The sequence below is a fragment of the Burkholderia gladioli genome (assembly GCF_000959725.1).
GTDB classification, from domain to species: domain Bacteria; phylum Pseudomonadota; class Gammaproteobacteria; order Burkholderiales; family Burkholderiaceae; genus Burkholderia; species Burkholderia gladioli.
On the sequence record NZ_CP009322.1, the window covers coordinates 1,699,107 to 1,716,325 of the forward strand.

General features: G+C 70.3%; 18 protein-coding genes. 13 read left to right on the plus strand and 5 right to left on the minus strand.

Translation table 11 applies throughout. The features are described from left to right. Positions 1 to 414 precede the first annotated feature (414 nt). Both BM43_RS07735 and mctP read left to right on the plus strand, forming a co-directional pair. Positions 415 to 627, plus strand: coding sequence for a DUF3311 domain-containing protein (locus tag BM43_RS07735; protein ID WP_013690491.1), 213 nt, complete (start codon positions 415 to 417; stop codon positions 625 to 627). Continuing rightward, on the plus strand, positions 624 to 2,111 hold the full coding sequence (gene mctP, locus BM43_RS07740) for a monocarboxylate uptake permease MctP (RefSeq protein WP_036037770.1): 1,488 nt from the start codon (positions 624 to 626) through the stop codon (positions 2,109 to 2,111). The genes BM43_RS07735 and mctP overlap by 4 nt, the downstream gene beginning before the upstream one ends. Positions 2,112 to 2,234: 123 nt before the next feature. Here mctP and BM43_RS07745 read toward each other — a convergent pair whose 3' ends face one another. After that, the gene (locus BM43_RS07745; RefSeq protein WP_042285530.1) at positions 2,235 to 3,680 is read right to left on the minus strand and encodes an HD domain-containing phosphohydrolase; all 1,446 of its coding nucleotides are present in this window, start codon (positions 3,678 to 3,680) and stop codon (positions 2,235 to 2,237) included. Positions 3,681 to 3,860: 180 nt separating this feature from the next. On the opposite strand from BM43_RS07745, the gene BM43_RS07750 reads away from it, so the two are divergent. From BM43_RS07750 to BM43_RS07760, 3 genes are all read left to right on the plus strand, one after another. Then, positions 3,861 to 4,634, plus strand: coding sequence for an alpha/beta fold hydrolase (locus BM43_RS07750; RefSeq protein ID WP_036055988.1), 774 nt, complete (start codon positions 3,861 to 3,863; stop codon positions 4,632 to 4,634). Positions 4,635 to 4,933: 299 nt separating this feature from the next. Beyond that, positions 4,934 to 5,350 carry an organic hydroperoxide resistance protein gene (locus tag BM43_RS07755; RefSeq protein ID WP_036055986.1) on the plus strand — a complete coding sequence of 139 codons (417 nt, stop codon included), beginning with the start codon at positions 4,934 to 4,936 and terminating at the stop codon, positions 5,348 to 5,350. A 121-nt stretch (positions 5,351 to 5,471) separates the two neighbouring features. After that, complete coding sequence (locus BM43_RS07760; RefSeq protein WP_036055984.1) at positions 5,472 to 5,903, plus strand: DUF4148 domain-containing protein; 432 nt, start codon at positions 5,472 to 5,474, stop codon at positions 5,901 to 5,903. Positions 5,904 to 6,202: 299 nt separating this feature from the next. Here the strand turns inward: BM43_RS07760 and BM43_RS07765 are convergent, their stop codons facing one another. Continuing rightward, positions 6,203 to 6,667: a MarR family winged helix-turn-helix transcriptional regulator gene (locus BM43_RS07765; protein ID WP_025100244.1), complete on the minus strand. Its 465-nt coding sequence runs from the start codon at positions 6,665 to 6,667 to the stop codon at positions 6,203 to 6,205. 188 nt (positions 6,668 to 6,855) lie between these two features. Next, on the minus strand, positions 6,856 to 7,170 hold the full coding sequence (locus tag BM43_RS07770; protein ID WP_036055982.1) for a DUF4148 domain-containing protein: 315 nt from the start codon (positions 7,168 to 7,170) through the stop codon (positions 6,856 to 6,858). 341 nt (positions 7,171 to 7,511) lie between these two features. Here BM43_RS07770 and BM43_RS07775 point away from each other — a divergent pair, with 341 nt between their 5' ends. The 5 genes from BM43_RS07775 (at position 7,512) to BM43_RS07795 (ending at position 13,783) form a co-directional block, all read left to right on the plus strand. Further along, positions 7,512 to 7,940 (plus strand): GNAT family N-acetyltransferase, encoded by a 429-nt coding sequence (locus BM43_RS07775; protein WP_036055981.1) that lies wholly within the window; start codon positions 7,512 to 7,514, stop codon positions 7,938 to 7,940. Positions 7,941 to 8,151: 211 nt separating this feature from the next. Then, positions 8,152 to 9,099 (plus strand): DUF3348 domain-containing protein, encoded by a 948-nt coding sequence (locus BM43_RS07780; protein ID WP_036055979.1) that lies wholly within the window; start codon positions 8,152 to 8,154, stop codon positions 9,097 to 9,099. A 10-nt stretch (positions 9,100 to 9,109) separates the two neighbouring features. Beyond that, the gene (locus BM43_RS07785; protein WP_036055977.1) at positions 9,110 to 12,409 is read left to right on the plus strand and encodes a DUF802 domain-containing protein; all 3,300 of its coding nucleotides are present in this window, start codon (positions 9,110 to 9,112) and stop codon (positions 12,407 to 12,409) included. Further along, positions 12,406 to 13,092 (plus strand): OmpA family protein, encoded by a 687-nt coding sequence (locus BM43_RS07790; protein WP_036055975.1) that lies wholly within the window; start codon positions 12,406 to 12,408, stop codon positions 13,090 to 13,092. Before BM43_RS07785 ends, BM43_RS07790 begins: the two co-directional genes overlap by 4 nt. 10 nt (positions 13,093 to 13,102) lie before the next feature. Next, entirely contained in the window at positions 13,103 to 13,783 is a 681-nt protein-coding gene (locus tag BM43_RS07795; RefSeq protein ID WP_052409206.1) for a DUF2894 domain-containing protein, read from the plus strand. 25 nt (positions 13,784 to 13,808) lie between these two features. Here the strand turns inward: BM43_RS07795 and BM43_RS07800 are convergent, their stop codons facing one another. After that, complete coding sequence (locus BM43_RS07800; RefSeq protein WP_042285527.1) at positions 13,809 to 14,435, minus strand: hypothetical protein; 627 nt, start codon at positions 14,433 to 14,435, stop codon at positions 13,809 to 13,811. 172 nt (positions 14,436 to 14,607) lie between these two features. On the opposite strand from BM43_RS07800, the gene BM43_RS07805 reads away from it, so the two are divergent. After that, complete coding sequence (locus BM43_RS07805; RefSeq protein ID WP_036055974.1) at positions 14,608 to 15,288, plus strand: TetR/AcrR family transcriptional regulator; 681 nt, start codon at positions 14,608 to 14,610, stop codon at positions 15,286 to 15,288. 15 nt (positions 15,289 to 15,303) lie between these two features. Here BM43_RS07805 and BM43_RS07810 read toward each other — a convergent pair whose 3' ends face one another. Continuing rightward, positions 15,304 to 16,260: an enoyl-CoA hydratase-related protein gene (locus BM43_RS07810; RefSeq protein ID WP_080742140.1), complete on the minus strand. Its 957-nt coding sequence runs from the start codon at positions 16,258 to 16,260 to the stop codon at positions 15,304 to 15,306. Between BM43_RS07810 and BM43_RS40240 the strand changes: the two genes are divergently transcribed. Both BM43_RS40240 and BM43_RS07815 read left to right on the plus strand, forming a co-directional pair. Then, complete coding sequence (locus BM43_RS40240; RefSeq protein ID WP_144417636.1) at positions 16,259 to 16,564, plus strand: hypothetical protein; 306 nt, start codon at positions 16,259 to 16,261, stop codon at positions 16,562 to 16,564. The genes BM43_RS07810 and BM43_RS40240 overlap by 2 nt on opposite strands. 33 nt (positions 16,565 to 16,597) lie before the next feature. After that, positions 16,598 to 17,209: a TetR/AcrR family transcriptional regulator gene (locus BM43_RS07815; RefSeq protein WP_036055973.1), complete on the plus strand. Its 612-nt coding sequence runs from the start codon at positions 16,598 to 16,600 to the stop codon at positions 17,207 to 17,209. The last annotated feature ends 10 nt before the right edge of the window (positions 17,210 to 17,219 follow it).

Genomic DNA, 17,219 nt, shown 5'->3' on the forward strand with positions numbered 1-17,219 from the left:
TGCGGCACGCCCCCCAGTGATCCGCCCGACTGCCCGCTCCGCCTTGGCGGATGCGATGCAGCGAACGTCTGGCCGCATTTATAGCGGAGCCCGCAAGCCGCTTTGTATCGCAGTGTGTCCACGCCGGAACACGACACATAGCGAATCAAAATCGCCGCGCTCGGATACACGTGGGCCCCTTACACTGGCCGCATCCGGTGCCTGTCGTAAGCATCAAAAGTAAATTGAAAGCATTTCGTCAGGATGACGAGGGATCACGGCGAAGATGATCGTTTGCCTGCTGCAAGCTATTTCGGAATGGCTCACAATCATGCCCGCCACGCCGCGTGCCATGCCCCGGGGCGCCTTGCCAAAGGCACGGCGGCGCTGCAATAAATCGATTACGAATGCTCACCATACCTGGAGGAGAGACCGATGGCTGACAGCCCTCAAGACGATGCACGCAAACGGAAACCGCTATGGGTCTGGGTCGCGCTGCTGATTCCGTATGCCGCCCTGCTGTGGCTGCCGTTCTACAACTACGGCAAGCCCGCCTTCGCCGGCCTGCCGATGTTCTACTGGTATCAATTGCTGTGGGTGCCGGTCACCTCGGTCCTGCTGTACCTCGTCTACCGGAGTGAGAAATGAACGGCAACATCGCCATCGATCCGGTCGCGATGACCGTCTTCATCGCCTTCTTCGCGCTGGTCACGGTGCTCGGCTTCGTGGCCGCGCGCTGGAAGCGCGGCGACCTCACCCAGCTGCATGAATGGGGCCTCGGCGGCCGGCAGTTCGGCACCGTGATCTCCTGGTTCCTGGTGGGCGGGGATTTCTACACCGCCTACACGGTGATCGCGGTCCCGGCCCTGGTCTACGCGGTGGGCGCCTACGGCTTCTTCGCGCTGCCCTACACGATCGTGGTCTATCCCTTCGTGTTCGCGGTGATGCCGCGGCTCTGGAAGATCGCGCACGCGAAAGGCCACATCACGGCGGCCGACTACGTGCACGGCGAGTTCGGCGGCAAGCTGCTGCCGGCCGCGATCGCCGTCACCGGCATCGTCGCCACCATGCCCTACATCGCGCTGCAACTGGTCGGCATGCAGGTGGTGATCAAGGGCCTGGGCGTGAGCGGCGAGCTGCCGCTGGTGATCGCCTTCCTGATCCTCGCGCTCTACACCTATACGAGCGGCCTGCGCGCGCCGGCGATGATCGCCTTCGTGAAGGACATCATGATCTACATCGTGGTGATCGCGGCGGTCTGCCTGATCCCGGTGAAGCTCGGCGGCTACGCGCACGTGTTCGAACTGGCCGACGCGCACTTCGCGGCCAAGGGCGGGCCCACCGGCATCCTGCTCAAGCCGACGCAGTTCACCGCCTACGCCTCGCTCGCGCTGGGCTCGGCGCTGGCCGCCTTCATGTATCCGCACACCATGACGGGCGTGCTGGCCTCGGGCTCGGCGGCCACCGTCAAGAAGAACGCGATCTTCCTGCCGGCCTACACGCTGCTGCTCGGCCTGATCGCCCTGCTCGGCTACATGGCGATCGCCGCCGACATCCACGTGAGCTCGCCCACCGACGTGGTGCCGGCCCTGTTCCACACGCTGTTCCCGTCGTGGTTCGTCGGCTTCGCCGCCGCCGCGATCGCGATCAGCGCGCTGGTGCCGGCCGCGATCATGTCGATCGGCGCGGCCAACCTGTTCACGCGCAATCTGTGGCGCCCGCTGGTATCGCCGAACCAGTCGGCGGCCGGCGAGGCCTCGACGGCCAAGCTGGTCTCGCTGCTGGTGAAGTTCGGTGCGCTGATCTTCATCGTGGTGCTGCCCACGCAGTACGCGATCGACCTGCAGCTGCTGGGCGGGATGTGGATCCTGCAGATCCTGCCGGCCGTGGTGTTCTCGCTCTACACGCGCCGCCTGAGCACGACGGGCCTGCTGCTGGGCTGGCTGGTGGGAATCGTGGTCGGCACCTCGCTGGCCGCCTCGCAAGGCCTGAAGCCGGTCTACACGCTGCACCTCGGCTCGGCCTCGTGGACGCTCTACATCGGCCTGATCGCGCTGGTGCTCAACATCATCGTGACCCTGGTGGTGTCGGCGCTGACGCCGGCCAAGCGCGCCCAGGCGGCAGCCGCCTGAAGCGCGCCGGGCCGCCGGCCGCCGCGCAACCCGTGTGCGTGGCGGCCGGCGGCCCGGCCTTTTTCGAAGTTGTCCGCGCAAAGGCGCCCGCATCCGTCAGCTCGGATGCGGGCGCCTTTGGCTTTACAGCAGCCCGGTGGTCAGCGCCTTGAGGGTGGCGGCCGCGCGCGTCGAGCAGTCGAGCTTGCGGAAGATGCTCTCGACATGCGTGCGCACCGTGCTCGGGCTCAACGCCAGCACGCGCGCCGCTTCCTTGTTGCTGAGGCCGCCGCTGATCTGGCGCAGCACCTCGATCTCGCGCGGCGACAGCAGCGGCGTGGCGGGCCGCCTGGGCGCCGGCGCGGGGCCGCCCGCGGTCTCCACCAGGGCCGTGATCACCTCGGGATCGAAGCGCCCGGCCGCGGCCTCGGCCTGCAGCAGGCCGGCCGCCGCGTCGATCGAATGCGCGGCGCGCCAGGGCCGCGCGTCGAGCAGCGCCTGGCAGGCCACCGCGCCGGCCAGCAGGCGCTGCGGCACGTCCAGCGCCGTGCCCGACAGGCCGCGGAAATAGCCGCTGCCGTCGAGCCGCTCGTAGGCATGCGAGGCCAGCCCCGCCGCGCCGCGCAGGCCGCCGATCTGCTGCGCCGCGCGCGCGGTCCAGTACGGCACCAGCCGCACCTGCTCCCATTGGTCGCTCGACAAGCGCCCCGGCGTATCCCAGAGCCGGTTCGGCAGCGCTGCGCGGCCGATGCCGTGCAGCAGCGCGGCCGCCTCCAGCTCGGCGCCGATCGCGGCATCGAGGCCGAGCCGTGCCGCCGCGCGCGAGGCCAGGCTGGCCACGCGGCGCGCATACCCGGCCAGCCAGGGCAGCTTCAGCTCGGTGACGTCGGCCAGCAGGCTCAGCGCCACGTCGGCCGTGTCCTGCTGGTCGGCCAGGCGCCAGCCGGCGGTGTCGGGTTCGCCGGCATCGAGCGTGTCGAGCCAGGCTTCGGCATGGGCGATGCAGAGCTCGGCCAGCGCGGCGGGATACTTCGCGCCGCCCTGCGCGCGCAGATAGGCCAGCGCCGCTTCGCGGCCGTGCGCGCGGGCGAGGATTTCCAGGTCGCTGGCGAGATTGACGAAATAGACGGTGGACGGCACCGCGTCGCCGTCGAGCCCCTCGGGCATGCCCTTGCCGTCGTGGCGCTCGAAGATGCGCCGCAGCGTCAGCACCACCCCGGACGGCATGCCGAGCGTGACCGCGATGTCGCCGGAGATCTCGCAGTGAATCAGCGCCAGCGGCACGATCAGCGAATGCATCTGCGCGCTCATCGGCGGCAGGCGCTGCGCCATCATCGCCTCGCGCGAGGCCACGTCGTCGCCGAGCAGGTCGGCGAAACCGCTCGCGTTGGCGGTGCAGCCGGACCAGCGCAGCATCGCGGCGGCACGCGCGTGGTTCTGCGCCTCGGGGCCGGCGCCGGCCTCGGCGGCCAGCCAGCCGGCCAGGCAGGCGGTGCGGCGCGAATGATCGGTCGAGCGGCCCATGCTGAGGTCGCCGACGAAGGCCAGCGCGAGGATCGCGTCGGTGAGGCTTGCCGTGCTTGCGGACATCGTGATCGGGATGGCGGGAGGAAGGTTCGGATTGGGGCGCGAACGGCGCCATGACGACTGCCAGGCGGCCCGGGCGACCGGGTCGGTCGATCGACCGATACCGGCGCGAGGCGCCAACGACGACACTGGCTACCAGTCGAGCCGATATCGCAGCTCGCACCACTTACCCAGGAGATCGTCATGAAGCGCCATTCTATCGCAGCCCTGATCGCCGGTTTCGGCCTTGCCACCGGCCTGGCCGGCTTTTCGGCCGCCGCCGCCGCGGCCGAACCCGCCGCCTCCGTGGTGATCGTCCACGGCGCCTTCGCCGACGGCTCGGACTGGGCCAAGGTGGTGCCGCTGCTGCAGGACAAGGGCATCCACGTCACCGTGGTGCAGAACCCGCTCGACTCGCTGGCCGGCGACGTGGCCGCCGCGACGCGCGCGATCGACAAGCAGCCGGGCAAGGTGGTGCTGGTCGGCCACTCCTGGGGCGGCACGGTAATCACCGAGGCCGGCCGCGACGACAAGGTGGCGAGCCTGGTGTACGTGGCGGCCTTCGCGCCCGACGCGGGCCAATCGGTGGCCGACGTCTCGAAGGACGCGCCCAAGTCGCCCGGCATCGCCCGCGTGGAAGCCGACAGCCAGGGCTGGCTGAGCCTGCCGGCGCAGGCGGTGGCCGAGGACTTCGCGCAGGACGTGCCGGCCCGCGAGGCGCGCGTGATGGCCGCCACCCAAGGCCCGATCAAGGGCAGCGCGTTCGGCGAGGCGGTCTCGAGCGCCGCCTGGCACGACAAGCCCTCGTACTACATCGTCAGCCAGCACGACCGGATGATTCCGCCCTCGCTGGAACGCTCGATGGCCAAGGCGATCGGCGCGAAGGTCACCGAGCTGCCGACCAGCCACGTGCCGCAACGCTCGCGTCCGGCCGACGTGGCGCGCGTGATCGAGCAGGCAGTGGCCGCCGTCAAGTAAGCCCGCGCCAGGCACCGCGCGCCACGCTGGCAACCGGCTTGTATCGCACTGTATCCGACTCGATCGACGATACATGCACATGCAATTCGGGCCCGCCGCGAAACAAAGCGGACAAGTGCCGATGTTCCAATCTCGTCATGCCGAACGGGATGCGAGAAACCGCGCGACAAGGCAGGAAAGCCAGGCCGCACGATTCGAGTCCAGCAAGGCATGAATTACTGATCGCACGATCGCATCGCATACGATTTATATCGGCGGCGATGCGCGACACCACTGAACTACACCACCAGGAGCACACCATGAGCAAGATCGACAAGGTTCTGTACACCGGCAAGACCCACACCACCGGCGGCCGCGACGGTGCCTCGCGCAGCGATGACGGCCGGCTGGACGTGCGCCTGTCGCCCCCGGGCAGCAGCGGCGCCGGCACCAACCCGGAGCAACTGCTGGCCGCCGGCTGGTCGGCCTGCTTCATCGGCGCGATACAGGCCGTGGCGCGCAGCCAGGGCGTCAAGGTGCCGGCCGACGTGTCGGTCGATACCGAGATCGACCTTGGCACCAGCGACGAGCAGTACTTCATCCAGGCCCGCCTGAACGTCAGCCTGCCGGGCCTCGATCGCGAGGTGGCGCAGTCGCTGGTCGACGCGGCGCATCAGGTCTGCCCGTATTCGAAGGCCACCCGCAACAACATCGACGTCACGCTGAACCTGCTCTGATCGACTCGCGCGCAGCGGCGGGCACGGCGCCCTCGCCCGCCGCCGCCGCGCGCGAATCCGGCAAGACCCAGCCCTGCCCGTATCACCCGACTACGCAAACCTTCGACATTTGAGGTCCACCATGAAACACCGCATCGCCGCTTCCGCCTTGTTCGTCGCATTCGCCGCCGCGCTCGCGGCACCCGCCATGGCCGCCGGCCAGGTCACCGGCAGCTTCGGCGACAGCGTCGCCACCGCCTCCGCCGCCCCGCTCGCCAGCCCCGGCAGCGATACCGCCGCCACCCGCCAGGCAAGCAACGGCCCGCTCACGCGCGCCCAGGTGCGCGCCGAACTCGCGCAGATCGTCGCCGCCGGTTATTCGCCGAGCCGCCCCAACGATCCCTACTACCCGGACAACGTGCAGGCCGCGCTCAAGCGCGTGCAGGACATGAAGATGGCCTCGAACGACACCGCCGCCAGCAGCTACGGCGCCGACATGCCGGCCATCGCCGAATCGGGCAGCCGCGTGGTGATCACGCGCGTGGTGGAGCGTTCGGTGTACTACGGGCATTGAGCGCGTGGCGCGCCGGCCGCGTGGCGGCGAGTTCATCCGGGCTGGATTGTCCGGCTCGCCGTCGCGCCGCCACCTCGTTCGTGCCCGCGATGTTCGCCGGCCCTGGCCTTGTGCTCCCGATCCAGGTCGTGGGCACAAGGCCAGGGCCGCTTTCGTCTGGAACGGCGCGACGCGCGCGCTAATCACGAAAAAACGGCGCACGCGGCGCCGTCGTCATGGACCCGATTCAAGGATTCGACTCGCGGGCCGGCAATCGAGCCCGGCTCGCCGCACGCGACGTCGCGCGCCGCCCCTTCCCCTCATTCCGCGCCCTCGCGCACCGACTTCACCAGGTTGTCGCGCAGCGTGACCACCGCCTTCTGGGTCTTGTCGAACTCCTCCGGCGTGAGCCCGCAGGCATCCACCAGACTCACGCTGGCGAGGTCCTCGCGCAGCCGCCAGCCCTTGCGGGTCAGGCTGACCAGCACCTGGCGCTCGTCGTGCGCGGCGCGCTGCCGTTGCAGGTAGCCCATCGCCTCGAGCTTCTTCAGGATCGGCGTGAGCGTGTTCGACTCGAGGAACAGCTTCTCGCCGAGCTGGCTGACGGTCTGCTCGTCCTGCTCGGAGGCCGCCACCAGCGTGATGTACTGCGTGTAGGTGAGCCCCAGCTCGTCCAGCACCGGCTTGTAGGCCTTGCCGAACGCCAGGTTCGCCGAGTAGACGGCGAAGCAGAGAAAATCGGCGAGCTTCGGGATGGCCGGTTCGGCCTTGTCCTTGCGGGTCATGGGCGCCCCTGTCGATGCATGGTGTCGAAGCGCGAATTATATATCGGATGCGATATAGTCGCGTGACGAAGTTTTCGGCGGGCGGAACGACGGCGAACGGCGAAAGCCGAGCCGGGCGGGCTCGGCGTCGACATCGCCGGTCGATGGCACCGGGCCGTGCCGGGCGGCACGGCGGCGCGCGCCCCGCATCAGGAATGCGCGTAGATCGCGTCGATCTCGGCCTGGTCGCGCCGCGCCGAGGGCATCTGCATCACATCGCCAGCGGCCGGGCGCGTCTGGGCGCGGGCCTCGACATCGGCCGCGCCGTCGATGCGCGACAGGGCCGCCTGGATGTTGGCCGGGTATTGCGTGTGGTCGCTGGCCGGGTTGTAGCCGGCCTGTTCGAGCTGAACCAGCTCGGCGCGGACCTGGGCGCGCGTGAGACCTTCCTGGCTGGTCTGGGCGAAGGACAGCGCCGGGGCGGTGGCGAGGGCGGCAAGGGCGAGGACGTGGGCAAGCTTCATGGTATTTCTCCTGGGTTCAATGGGACGGCATTCGGTTGCGGGTTTCGGTACGCAGGGATGCTGATCGCGTACCGTCAGTAGACCGCGCCCACGTATCCCGTCTGTTTCCGCGCCCGGCCGCTTTTGCATGCCGATGTTTCGCGACGCGCGCTGGATACGTCGCGGTACAAAACCTCACCACCGTGCTTGCCGGGTGCCGGGAGCACGGCACAGCCGCCATGCGTCACCCCGAGCAACCCGCGCCGCCATTGCGGGGATCGCGAAACCTCGCTATACATGCCGGTTCGCCCGCGCGGGCCCGAGGGCCGTGCCCGCCGTTTTCTCCATTCGGACGACACACCATGACCTATACCTACACGTTGACCGATGTCGCGGACGAAACCGTCCGCAAGCAGATCGCCGCCCCGCTGGTGGCCTACAACGACCGCAACGGCGGCCCGAGCGGCAATCGCCCGCTGGTGGTGGCCTTGCGCGACGCGGCCGGCGAAGTCACGGGCGGCCTGTGGGCCTCGACCGCCTACGGCTGGCTGGCCATCCAGTTGCTGGTGGTGCCGGAAAGCGCGCGCGGCGGCGGCGTCGGCACGCGCCTGATGCGGATGGCCGAACAGGAGGCGCTCGCGCGCGGCTGCCACGCGGCCTGGCTCGATACCTTCGAATTCCAGGCGCGGCCGTTCTATGAGCGGCTCGGCTACCAATGCTTCGCCGAGCTGCCCGACTATCCGCCGGGCTTCTCGCGAATGTTCATGAAGAAGACGCTGCGCCCGCTCTGAGCCGGCACGCGAATCGGGCGCCACGGCCGGCTGCCGCCGGGCCGGGAAGCCCGCCCGGCAAGGCCCGCAGCGTAGTGGTCGGCCATCGCGGCACACGCCCCGGCGCGTGCGCGCGCGTGCGCGCCCGCGCGCGATCCGGCCCCCGCTCGCCAAAAAAGCAACCCGGCCCGCGCCCTTGTGTAAACTGCTGCCTTTTTTTCACGTTCGCAGCATGTCGTCACTCCCGCAGCGCAGCTCCCTGCACGCGCCGGCCCTCGTCCGCATCCTGACCCGCCTCGGCGGCACCGACGTGCAACGCACGGCGCAGCCGCTCGCCGATCGGCTCAGCCAGTGGGTGGCCTGGACCGACGCGATCGCGCTCTCCTCGGTGCTGGCCGCGCCGGCGCCGGTGGTGGCCGGCCTGCGCGGCAACGGCGAGGACGAGGCCGCGCGCGGCCTGAGCCTGCGTTCCTCATTGTCGAAGGCGATCGCCAACGACGCGCTGCTCGCGCCCGCGCGCCAGCTCCGGCGCGGCGGCGCGTTCGCGCCGGCCCAGTTGGCGCGGCCGCCCGAACCGGCGGAGACGGACGCGGATTTCGCGCTCTATCGTCAGTGCTGCCTCAGCCTGCAGCAGAAGATGGAGAGCGAGATCGGCGACCTGCGCGCGCGCCTGCGGCCGCGACTGGCCGCGCAATCGCCGGCGCTGGCCAAGCTGGCCGCGCTCGACGCCACCATGGAACGCGCGCTCGCCGCGCGCGAGCGCAGCCTGTTCGGCGCGGTGCCGGGCCTGCTCGGCGCCTATTTCGAGCGGCTGCGCGCGGATGCGAAAGCGGCGCGCGCCGAAGCCGAAGCTGAAGCCACCGACGGCGATGGCAACGGCGAAGCCGCGCAAGCGGGCAGCGGCGGCAACGACAGTGACAACGATGGCGGCAGTGGCAGCGGCCCGGCTAACGGCCATGCAAGCGGCCCTGCAAGCGGCCCTGCCGCGGCGCCGGCCGCTGCCCCGCTTACCCGGGCCGCCGAAGTCGCGCCGCCGCTGCGTGCCCGCCTGGCCCAGGCCAGCGCGCCCGACAGCTGGCTCGACACCTTCCGCAAGGACATGCAGAGCGTCCTGCTCGCCGAACTCGATCTTCGGTTTCAACCGGTGGGAGGGCTGCTCGCGGCTCTCCGCGCCCGCTAATCCCAAGCCTATGTCCCGACTTCGTATCGATCTCCTCGTTTTCCTCGCCGGCCTTGCCGTGGTGGGCTGGATCGGCGCCGGCTACCTCGGCGGCAATCCGCTCGCGCTGGCCGTCACCGTGCTGATCGCCGCCTTCTACCTGGGCGGCGCGCTCGAACTGCATCGTTACCGGCAGGCCACCGCGAGCCTGGCGCGCGCGCTCGGCTCGGCCGCCGCGCCCGCCTCGCTCGATGCCTGGCTGCAGCCGCTGCACCCGAGCCTGCGCAGCGCCGTGCGTGCGCGCGTCGAAGGCGAGCGCGCCGCCCTGCCCGCGCCCGCGCTCACGCCCTACCTGGTCGGCCTGCTGGTGCTGCTGGGCATGCTCGGCACCCTGCTCGGGATGGTCGCCACGCTGCGCGGCACCAGCGCCGCGCTGGACGGCGCCACCGGGCTCGACGCGATCCGCGCCGCGCTCTACGCGCCGATCCGCGGGCTCGGCTTCGCGTTCGGCACCTCGATCGCCGGCGTGGCGAGCTCGGCGATGCTCGGGCTGCTCTCCGCGCTGTGCCGTCGCGAACGGCTCGAGACGGTGCAGAAGCTCGACGCGCTGGTGGCGTCCACGCTGCGGCCGTTCTCGCACGCGCATCAGCGCGAGGCGGGTTTCGCGCTGATGCAGCGGCAGGCCGAGGCCATGCCGGCCCTGGTCGAGCGGCTGGAGGCGATGATCGCCGCCATCGAGCGCCAGGGCGCCACGCTCGGCGAACGCCAGCTCGCCGGCCAGCAGGCCTTCATCGAGCAGGCCGAGGCCAGCCACACGCGCCTGGCCGCCATGCTCGGCGAGACCCTGACCCGCAGCGCGGCCGACAGCGCGCGCGCCGCGGGCGCCGCCATCGTGCCGGTGGTCGAGGCGGCGATGGCCGGCCTCGCGCAGGAAAGCGGCAAGCTGCACGGCACGCTGATGCAGGCCGTCGACCGGCAGCTCGACGGCCTGACGGCCGGCTTCGAGACGAATACCGCGCGCGTGGCCGGCATCTGGAACGAGGCGCTGGCCGAGCATCGCCGCTCGGGCGAAGCGCTCGCGGGCGAGCTGCGCGGTGCGCTGGAAGGCTTCAACAGCAGCTTCGAGAATCGTTCGGCCGCGTTGCTGCGCGAGGTCGAGAAGCGCCAGGCGCTGGCCGCCGAAGGCGCCTCGCGGGCCTGGGACAGCGTGCTCGCGCGTCACGAGGCCAGCGGCGAGAAACTCGCCGACGACAACCGCCAGGCGCTCAGCGCCGCGGCCGCCACCTTCGAGACCCATGCCGGCGCGCTGCTGCGGGAATTGCGCGCCGCGCAAGGCGAGCTGCAGGCCGGCCTGGCCGAACGCGACGAGACGCGCCTGGCGGCCTGGACCGGCGCGCTGGCCGCGATGAGCACGACGCTGCGCGAGGAATGGCAGTCGGCCAACGCGCAGGCCGCGCGGCACCAGCAGGCCATCTGCGCGACGCTCGAACAGACCGCCGGCAAGATCGCCGCGCAGGCCGGGACGCAGGCCGATCGCGCGCTCGGCGAGATCACGCGCGCGGCCGAAACCGCTGCCTCGGCCTGGCAGGCCGCCAGCACGCAGGCGGCCGAGCGCCAGCAGGCGGTGGTCGAGGCGCTGGCGAAGACGGCCGGCGAAGTGGCGGCGAGCACCGAAACCAAGGCGAACACGACGCTGGCCGAGATGGCCCGCCTGGCCGCTACGTCGTCGGAAGCCTGGCAAGCAGCCAGCACGCAAGCGGCGGAACGACAGCAGGCGATCTGCGATGCGCTGGCCAGGATGGCCGAGGACGTGGCCGCGCAAACCGAGTTGCGCACGAACGGCACGATCGCCGAGATCGCGCGTGCGGCTGAAGCCAATGCAACGGCATGGCAGCTTGCCTCGACGCAGGCGGCCGAGCGCCAGCAGGCGATCTGCGACGCGCTCGCGAAAACCGCCAACGACGTCGCCGCGCAAACCGAAGCGCATGCTAGCGGCACCATCGCCGAGATCGCCCGCGCCGCTGAAGCCAACGCGACGGCATGGCAGCTTGCGTCGACGCAAGCTGCCGAACGTCAGCAAGCGATCTGCGATGCGCTCGCGAAGACCGCCAACGACGTGGCCGCGCAAACCGAAGCGCATGCCAGCGGCACCATCGCCGAAATCGCCCGCGCCGCCGAAGCCAACGCGACGGCATGGCAGCTCGCTTCGACGCAAGCAGCCGAACGCCAGCAAGCGATCTGCGACGCACTCGCGAAGACCGCCAACGACGTGGCCGCGCAAACCGAAGCGCATGCCAGCGGCACCATCGCCGAAATCGCCCGCGCCGCCGAAGCCAACGCGACGGCATGGCAGCTCGCCTCAACGCAAGCAGCCGAGCGCCAGCAGCGGATCTGCGACGCCCTGGAAAAAACCGCGGCCGAGATCGCCACGCACGGCGAAACGCAGGCCAAGGGCACGCTGGAGGAAATCGCGCGCGCGGCCGCGGCCCACGCCGACGCGTGGCAGGCGGCCAGCACGCAAGCCGCCGAGCGCCAGCAAAGCATCTGCGACGCGCTCGCCCAAACCGCCGACACGATCGCCGCGCAAACCGAAGCCCATGCCAGCGGCACCATCGCCGAGATCGCGCGCGCTGCCGAAGCGAATGCCGCCGCCTGGCGCGATACCGCTCGGCAAGCCGCCGAGCGCCAGCAAACCATCTGCGACGCACTCGCCCAAACCGCCGACACGATCGCCGCGCAAACCGAAACCCACGCAAACGGCACCATCGCCGAGATCGGCCGCCTGGTCGATGCGGCCTCGCAGGCGCCGCGCGCCGCCGCCGACGTGGTCGCGGAACTGCGCCAGAAGCTCTCCGAGAGCATGGTGCAGGACACCGCGATGCTGGAGGAGCGCGGCCGCCTGCTGTCGACGGTCGCCACCCTGCTCGACGCGGTGAGCCACGCCAGCAACGAACAGCGCACGGCGATCGACGCGCTGGTCTCGACCTCGGCCGAGCTGCTGGAGCGCGTCGGCACCCGCTTCGACCAGCAGGTCGAGGTCGGCGCGCAGGTGCTGGAAGGCGCCTCGGCGCAGGTCGGCGGCAGCGCGGTGGAAATGGCCAGCCTGGCCGACGCGTTCGGCCAGGCCGTGCAGCACTTCGGCGATTCGAACCAGAAAATGATGACGCAGCTCGCGCGCATCGAGGCCTCGCTCGACAAGTCGCTCGCGCGCAGTGACGAACAGCTCGCCTACTACGTCGCGCAGGCCAAGGACGTGATCGACCTGAGCCTGATGTCGCAGAAGCAGATCGTCGAGAACCTGCAGCGCCTCGACGGAGCGAAGCCGGCATGAACGAGGAAATCGACGGCGGCGTGGAGCCGACCGCGCCCGTCTGGGCGGCCTTCAGCGACCTGATGGCGGCCCTGCTCGGCGCCTTCGTGCTGATCCTGGTGGGTGTGATCGGCATGCAGCTGGAGGCCTCCTCGCGCCTGGCCGACGAGGTCAGGCAGCGGCAAGTCGAAACCCAGCGGCGCAAGACGCTCGAGCAGGCGCTGGCCGGCCCGCTCGCGGCCGGCCGCGTGACCCTGGTGGACGGGCGCATCGGCATCGCCGGCAACGTGCTGTTCGCGGTGAACTCGGACCAGTTGCAGCCCGAGGGCCGCGACCTGCTCAGGAGCCTGGCCGGGCCGCTCACGGCCTACCTGCACGATCGAGACCAGATCCTGATGGTCAGCGGCTTCGCCGACGACCAACTGGTGCGCGCCGGCAATCGCCGCTTCGCCGACAACTGGGAACTGTCCGCCGAACGCGCGCTGACCGTGACGCGTGCCTTCATCGATTCGGGCGTGCCCGCCGCCTCGGTGTTCGCGGCGGCCTTCGGCTCGGAGCAGCCGGTCAGCTCGAACGCCGACGAAGCGGGACGCGCGCGCAATCGGCGCGTGGAGATCGCGGCCGTGCCGCGCCCGACCAGCTCGACGGCGGCGACGGCGGGCGCCTCGCCTGCCTCGGGCACCGCGGCCAAGGCGGCGAACTGAAATGAGCGCCATGCACGAGCCGCTGCCCGAGCCGGTCGGCGACGCCGCGGCGCCGGCCGTTCCCGCATCCCGCGAGGATCGGCATGCACCCACCCGCGCCCGGCTCGACGATTGGCGCGAACGAGGCGCCGAGCGCCTCGATCCGGCGGGTTTCGCGCGCATCGAGGCGCTGCTGCGGCGCGCGAGTGCTCATCAAGGCGCCGTCGGGCGCGTGCTCGACGCGCGTCTCGATGCATTGATCGAAGCCTTCGCGGCGGCGTTCGACGCACGCCAGGCGCATGTCCAGGAAGCGGCCGATGCCATCGGGCAGACACCGCCCCCGCGTACCGCTGCGCCGAGCCCGTTCGCCACGCTCGCGCTCGACAAGACACGCACCGCGCGCAGCGGCCCGCCGCCCGAGTTGCTCGACTACTTCCGTGAAATCTGGTCGAGGCTGAGCGCCGATCAGCAGGTCCAGCAATCGCTCGACATCGTGCCGAAAAACGCCGGCCCGCTCAATTCGAGCAGCCTGGTGCATCGCGCGCTGCTGCTGATGCGCGAGCTCTCGCCCGAGTATCTGCGGCAGTTCCTGTCCTATGCCGACGCGCTGTCCTGGCTCGAGGACATGCAGGCCGATCCGGCCGCGGCGACGGCGAAGGAAGCGCCGCGCAGCGCGCCGGCGAAAAAGGCCCGGCGCACGCGCGCACGCTGAACCCGCCCACGCGGCGCTGCCGCCGCTACGCCTCGATGGCGGCGCGCTCGCGAGAGCGCCCGCCCCGCGCGCCGCGCCTGAGCAGATCGAAGGCCATCAGGTGGCTCGCCCCCGAAATGCCCACGCCGTACAGCGGAATCAGCGCCATCGGCAGCGTCTGGATATTGGCCATGCGCGGATCGTGCAACAGGAAGAAGGTCAGCCCCGTGCCCACCGCCACCACGAAATCGGCGAAGCCGAACAGGTGGAACATCAGGTAGCGCCCGCGGCTGGCCGGCAGCAAGGTGACCAGCAAGGCCAGCACGCCCGCGATGAAATCGCCCCATCCGGCGTTGCGGACGAAGGCTTCCGGCAGCAGGTCGTGCCCGCCGTACCAGAAGAACACCAGCGCGGCACCGATCCGCCAGATATGGAAGCTGGTGAGCGGCCTCAAGCCGAGTGCCGCGATATAGGCACGAAACCCTCGCGACATCGCATAGATCGCCACCGGCACGACGATGCCCAGCGCGATCAGCGCCGCCAGCGACAGCGACGGCAGCAGGCTGTAGAGACCGGTGAGCGCGGCGCCCGCCACGGCCAGCCCCCACAAGACAAGGACGGTGAGCAGCACGCGTGTACCGCGGCGCAGGTCGATCCCGGTTGGATGATTCATGGTCATGCTCCTGGTTGTCCGGCGCCTCGCGCCGGATCTGTTGCATTGACGAGCGGCCGGCACATTCGCTTGCCGACTCGCTCTTATAATGGGCGCTACTCGCCGGCCCGCCGGCGCCGCATCCCTCGAACACGCATCGCGGCCACATCGCGACGCCCTCACCGAACCCGCCATGACAGCCGACCAGGAGGCGAACCTCGCGCCCGATACCGAGGACGCAGGCAGCGAACGCTCCCCCCGCCAGCGCATCATCGAGGCGGCCTTCCGGATCTTTGCCGAGAAGGGCTACGAGAGCGCCAGCACGCTCGCGATCGCCACCCAGGCCAAGGTCTCGAAACGCGACATCTACGCCAACTTCAGCAACAAGCAGGACATGCTGCTGGCCTGCATCGAGGGCCGCGGCCAGCGCATGAACCTGGGCGCCGCGCTGCCGCGCGCCACCTCCGCCGCGATGCTCGAAAAGGTGCTCGCGAGCTTCGCCTCGCGGCTGCTGGTCGAGGTCACCGATCCGATCATCATCACCATCTACCGCCTGGCGATCGCCGAGGTGGCGCGCGCGCCGGAAATCGCCCGGACGCTCGACCGGATCGGCCGCAAGGCCTCGCAGCAGGCGTTGACGACGTGGCTCGCGCAAGCGCAACAGGACGCGCTGCTCGGCGAGGGCGAGGCAGCCGCGCTGGCGGCCGAGTTCCTCGCGCTCGCCTGGAACGACCTGCGCACCGACCTGCTGCTCGGCGTGGCGCCGCGGCCCTCGGCCGAGGCGCTGGCCGAGCAGGCACGCCAGGCAGCCGCGGCCTTCATGCGCCTGCATGGCAAGCCGGCGCCGCGCGCGCGCCGCAGCGCCGGCGCCTGAGCGTCGTTCAGGCGCTCACTTGCCCTGGAACACGGGCTGGCGCCCCTCGAGTTCCGCGCGGCGCCCTTCCACGAAGTCCTGCGACTGGAACAGCCCGCGATACTGCTCGGTCAGCTTGAACAGCGCGGCGTTCTCGGCCGGGTCGATCGCCAGGTGCGCCGAGGCGAGCGAGGCCTGGATGCCCAGCGGCCCGCAGGCCGCGATCCGGCCGGCGATCTGCACCGCCAGTTCGAGCGCCGCCTTCGCATCGGGCGCGATCGCCTGCACCGTGCCCATCCGATATGCCTCCTCCGCGCTCCAGTGATCGCCGGTCAGGATGTAGCGCATCGCATTGCCCCAGCCCGCTTCCCGCACGAAACGCACGGTCGAGCCGCCGCCGGGGAAGCGGCCATGGGTGTTCTCGTCCTGGCCGAAGCGCGTATCGGCCGCCGCGACGCGGATGTCGCCCACCAGGAACAACTCGTGGCCCATGTCCCAGGTGTCGCCATGCGCGACCGCCACCAGCGGCTTGGTCAGGCGCGGGCTGGGCGTGGTCGCGAGCGGGTTGATGGTGCCGCTCAGCGCGATCGGCGTCTTGTTGCCGAGCGCGCGGAAGCCGTCGATATCGATGCCGCGCGAGAATTGCTCGCCATGCCCGAACAGCACCGCGGCCCGCAGCGAGGGATCGTGGTTGTAGCGGTAATAGGCCTCGGCCAACAGCTCGAAAGTTTCCGGATCGACACGGTTCTGGTTCGCCGGGCGATTGATGCCGAGCAGCACGACCTGCCCGCGGCGCTCGACGCTCAGCTTGGCGCCCGAGGCGAGCGGCACCTCGTCGAGCCGGGTCGGTGCCACCTCGGGCGTTGGCGTCATGCCCGGCGCCGCCCCCTGCGCCTCGGCCGGCCCGGACAGCGCGCCCAGCGCGGACGTGCCGCCCAGCACCGCGGCGGTTTTCAGGAAGCCGCGCCGGGCGCGATCGTTCAAATCGGTCATGCTCCATCTCCTGTCGATGGTGAAAAGGTCGAAATACATCGGCATATCGATGCCCGCCGCGGGACAAGAATCGGACATCGCCCTCGCCTCGCCATTGATCAGAGGACTCCTGAGGAAGATGTCTTTCGATACGCTTTCAAATACACCGATAGCCTGCCTGGTCGCGGCTGGAACACGCTTCGTCCCGTCATCCGGCAGTGCGAGGCAGGTTACGGTACCGCACAGTACCACATCGACAAAAAGCGTGCGCAACCCGGCCGCCGACCTCGATCGGGCCATCGCCAGCGACTTCCATATCGTTTAGTATCTATATCGAATCGTCTTTGCGGAGTTCGACATGGCAAGCATGGGGCGTCCCCGTACCTTCGATCGCGACCAGGCGATCGAGGACGCAATGCATCTGTTCTGGGAAAACGGCTACGAATCCACCTCGCTGAGCCAGCTCAAGGCCGGCATCGCGACGGGGATTTCCGCGCCGAGCTTCTACGCGGCCTTCGGCTCGAAGGAAGCGCTGTTCCAGGAATGCGTGCAGCGCTACCTGGGCACCTATGCGCGGGTGACGGAATGTCTGTGGGATAGCGCGCTGCCGCCGCGCGAGGCGATCGAGACGGCATTGCGCCGCTCGGCGAAGATGCAGTGCGAGCGCGGCCATCCGAAGGGCTGCATGGTGGCGCTGGGGGTGATGAGCGCGCCGTCCGAGGAACACGCCGGCGTGACCGCCTCGCTGAAGCAGTCGCGCACGCGCACCCGCAACGGCTTCGCCGCCTGCGTGCAGCGTGGCATCGACAGCGGCGAGTTGCGCGCCGAGGTGCCGGCCGCCGCGCTGTCGGCCGTGTTCGACAGCTTCCTGCTCGGCCTGAGCACCCTGGCGCGCGACGGCGTGCGCCACGCGGCGATGGAGGCCGCGATCACGCAGGTCCTGACCGTCTGGGACGCCGCCAAGGCTTGAGCGCGACGCA

Bases quoted from the DNA above. Each gene is read 5' to 3' on its own strand.
- BM43_RS07735 (WP_013690491.1), top strand. From the start codon at position 415: ATGGCTGACAGCCCTCAAGACGATGCACGCAAACGGAAACCGCTATGG.
- mctP (WP_036037770.1), top strand. From the start codon at position 624: ATGAACGGCAACATCGCCATCGATCCGGTCGCGATGACCGTCTTCATC.
- BM43_RS07745 (WP_042285530.1), bottom strand. From the start codon at position 3,680: ATGTCCGCAAGCACGGCAAGCCTCACCGACGCGATCCTCGCGCTGGCC.
- BM43_RS07750 (WP_036055988.1), top strand. From the start codon at position 3,861: ATGAAGCGCCATTCTATCGCAGCCCTGATCGCCGGTTTCGGCCTTGCC.
- BM43_RS07755 (WP_036055986.1), top strand. From the start codon at position 4,934: ATGAGCAAGATCGACAAGGTTCTGTACACCGGCAAGACCCACACCACC.
- BM43_RS07760 (WP_036055984.1), top strand. From the start codon at position 5,472: ATGAAACACCGCATCGCCGCTTCCGCCTTGTTCGTCGCATTCGCCGCC.
- BM43_RS07765 (WP_025100244.1), bottom strand. From the start codon at position 6,667: ATGACCCGCAAGGACAAGGCCGAACCGGCCATCCCGAAGCTCGCCGAT.
- BM43_RS07770 (WP_036055982.1), bottom strand. From the start codon at position 7,170: ATGAAGCTTGCCCACGTCCTCGCCCTTGCCGCCCTCGCCACCGCCCCG.
- BM43_RS07775 (WP_036055981.1), top strand. From the start codon at position 7,512: ATGACCTATACCTACACGTTGACCGATGTCGCGGACGAAACCGTCCGC.
- BM43_RS07780 (WP_036055979.1), top strand. From the start codon at position 8,152: ATGTCGTCACTCCCGCAGCGCAGCTCCCTGCACGCGCCGGCCCTCGTC.
- BM43_RS07785 (WP_036055977.1), top strand. From the start codon at position 9,110: ATGTCCCGACTTCGTATCGATCTCCTCGTTTTCCTCGCCGGCCTTGCC.
- BM43_RS07790 (WP_036055975.1), top strand. From the start codon at position 12,406: ATGAACGAGGAAATCGACGGCGGCGTGGAGCCGACCGCGCCCGTCTGG.
- BM43_RS07795 (WP_052409206.1), top strand. From the start codon at position 13,103: ATGCACGAGCCGCTGCCCGAGCCGGTCGGCGACGCCGCGGCGCCGGCC.
- BM43_RS07800 (WP_042285527.1), bottom strand. From the start codon at position 14,435: ATGAATCATCCAACCGGGATCGACCTGCGCCGCGGTACACGCGTGCTG.
- BM43_RS07805 (WP_036055974.1), top strand. From the start codon at position 14,608: ATGACAGCCGACCAGGAGGCGAACCTCGCGCCCGATACCGAGGACGCA.
- BM43_RS40240 (WP_144417636.1), top strand. From the start codon at position 16,259: ATGCTCCATCTCCTGTCGATGGTGAAAAGGTCGAAATACATCGGCATA.
- BM43_RS07810 (WP_080742140.1), bottom strand. From the start codon at position 16,260: ATGACCGATTTGAACGATCGCGCCCGGCGCGGCTTCCTGAAAACCGCC.
- BM43_RS07815 (WP_036055973.1), top strand. From the start codon at position 16,598: ATGGCAAGCATGGGGCGTCCCCGTACCTTCGATCGCGACCAGGCGATC.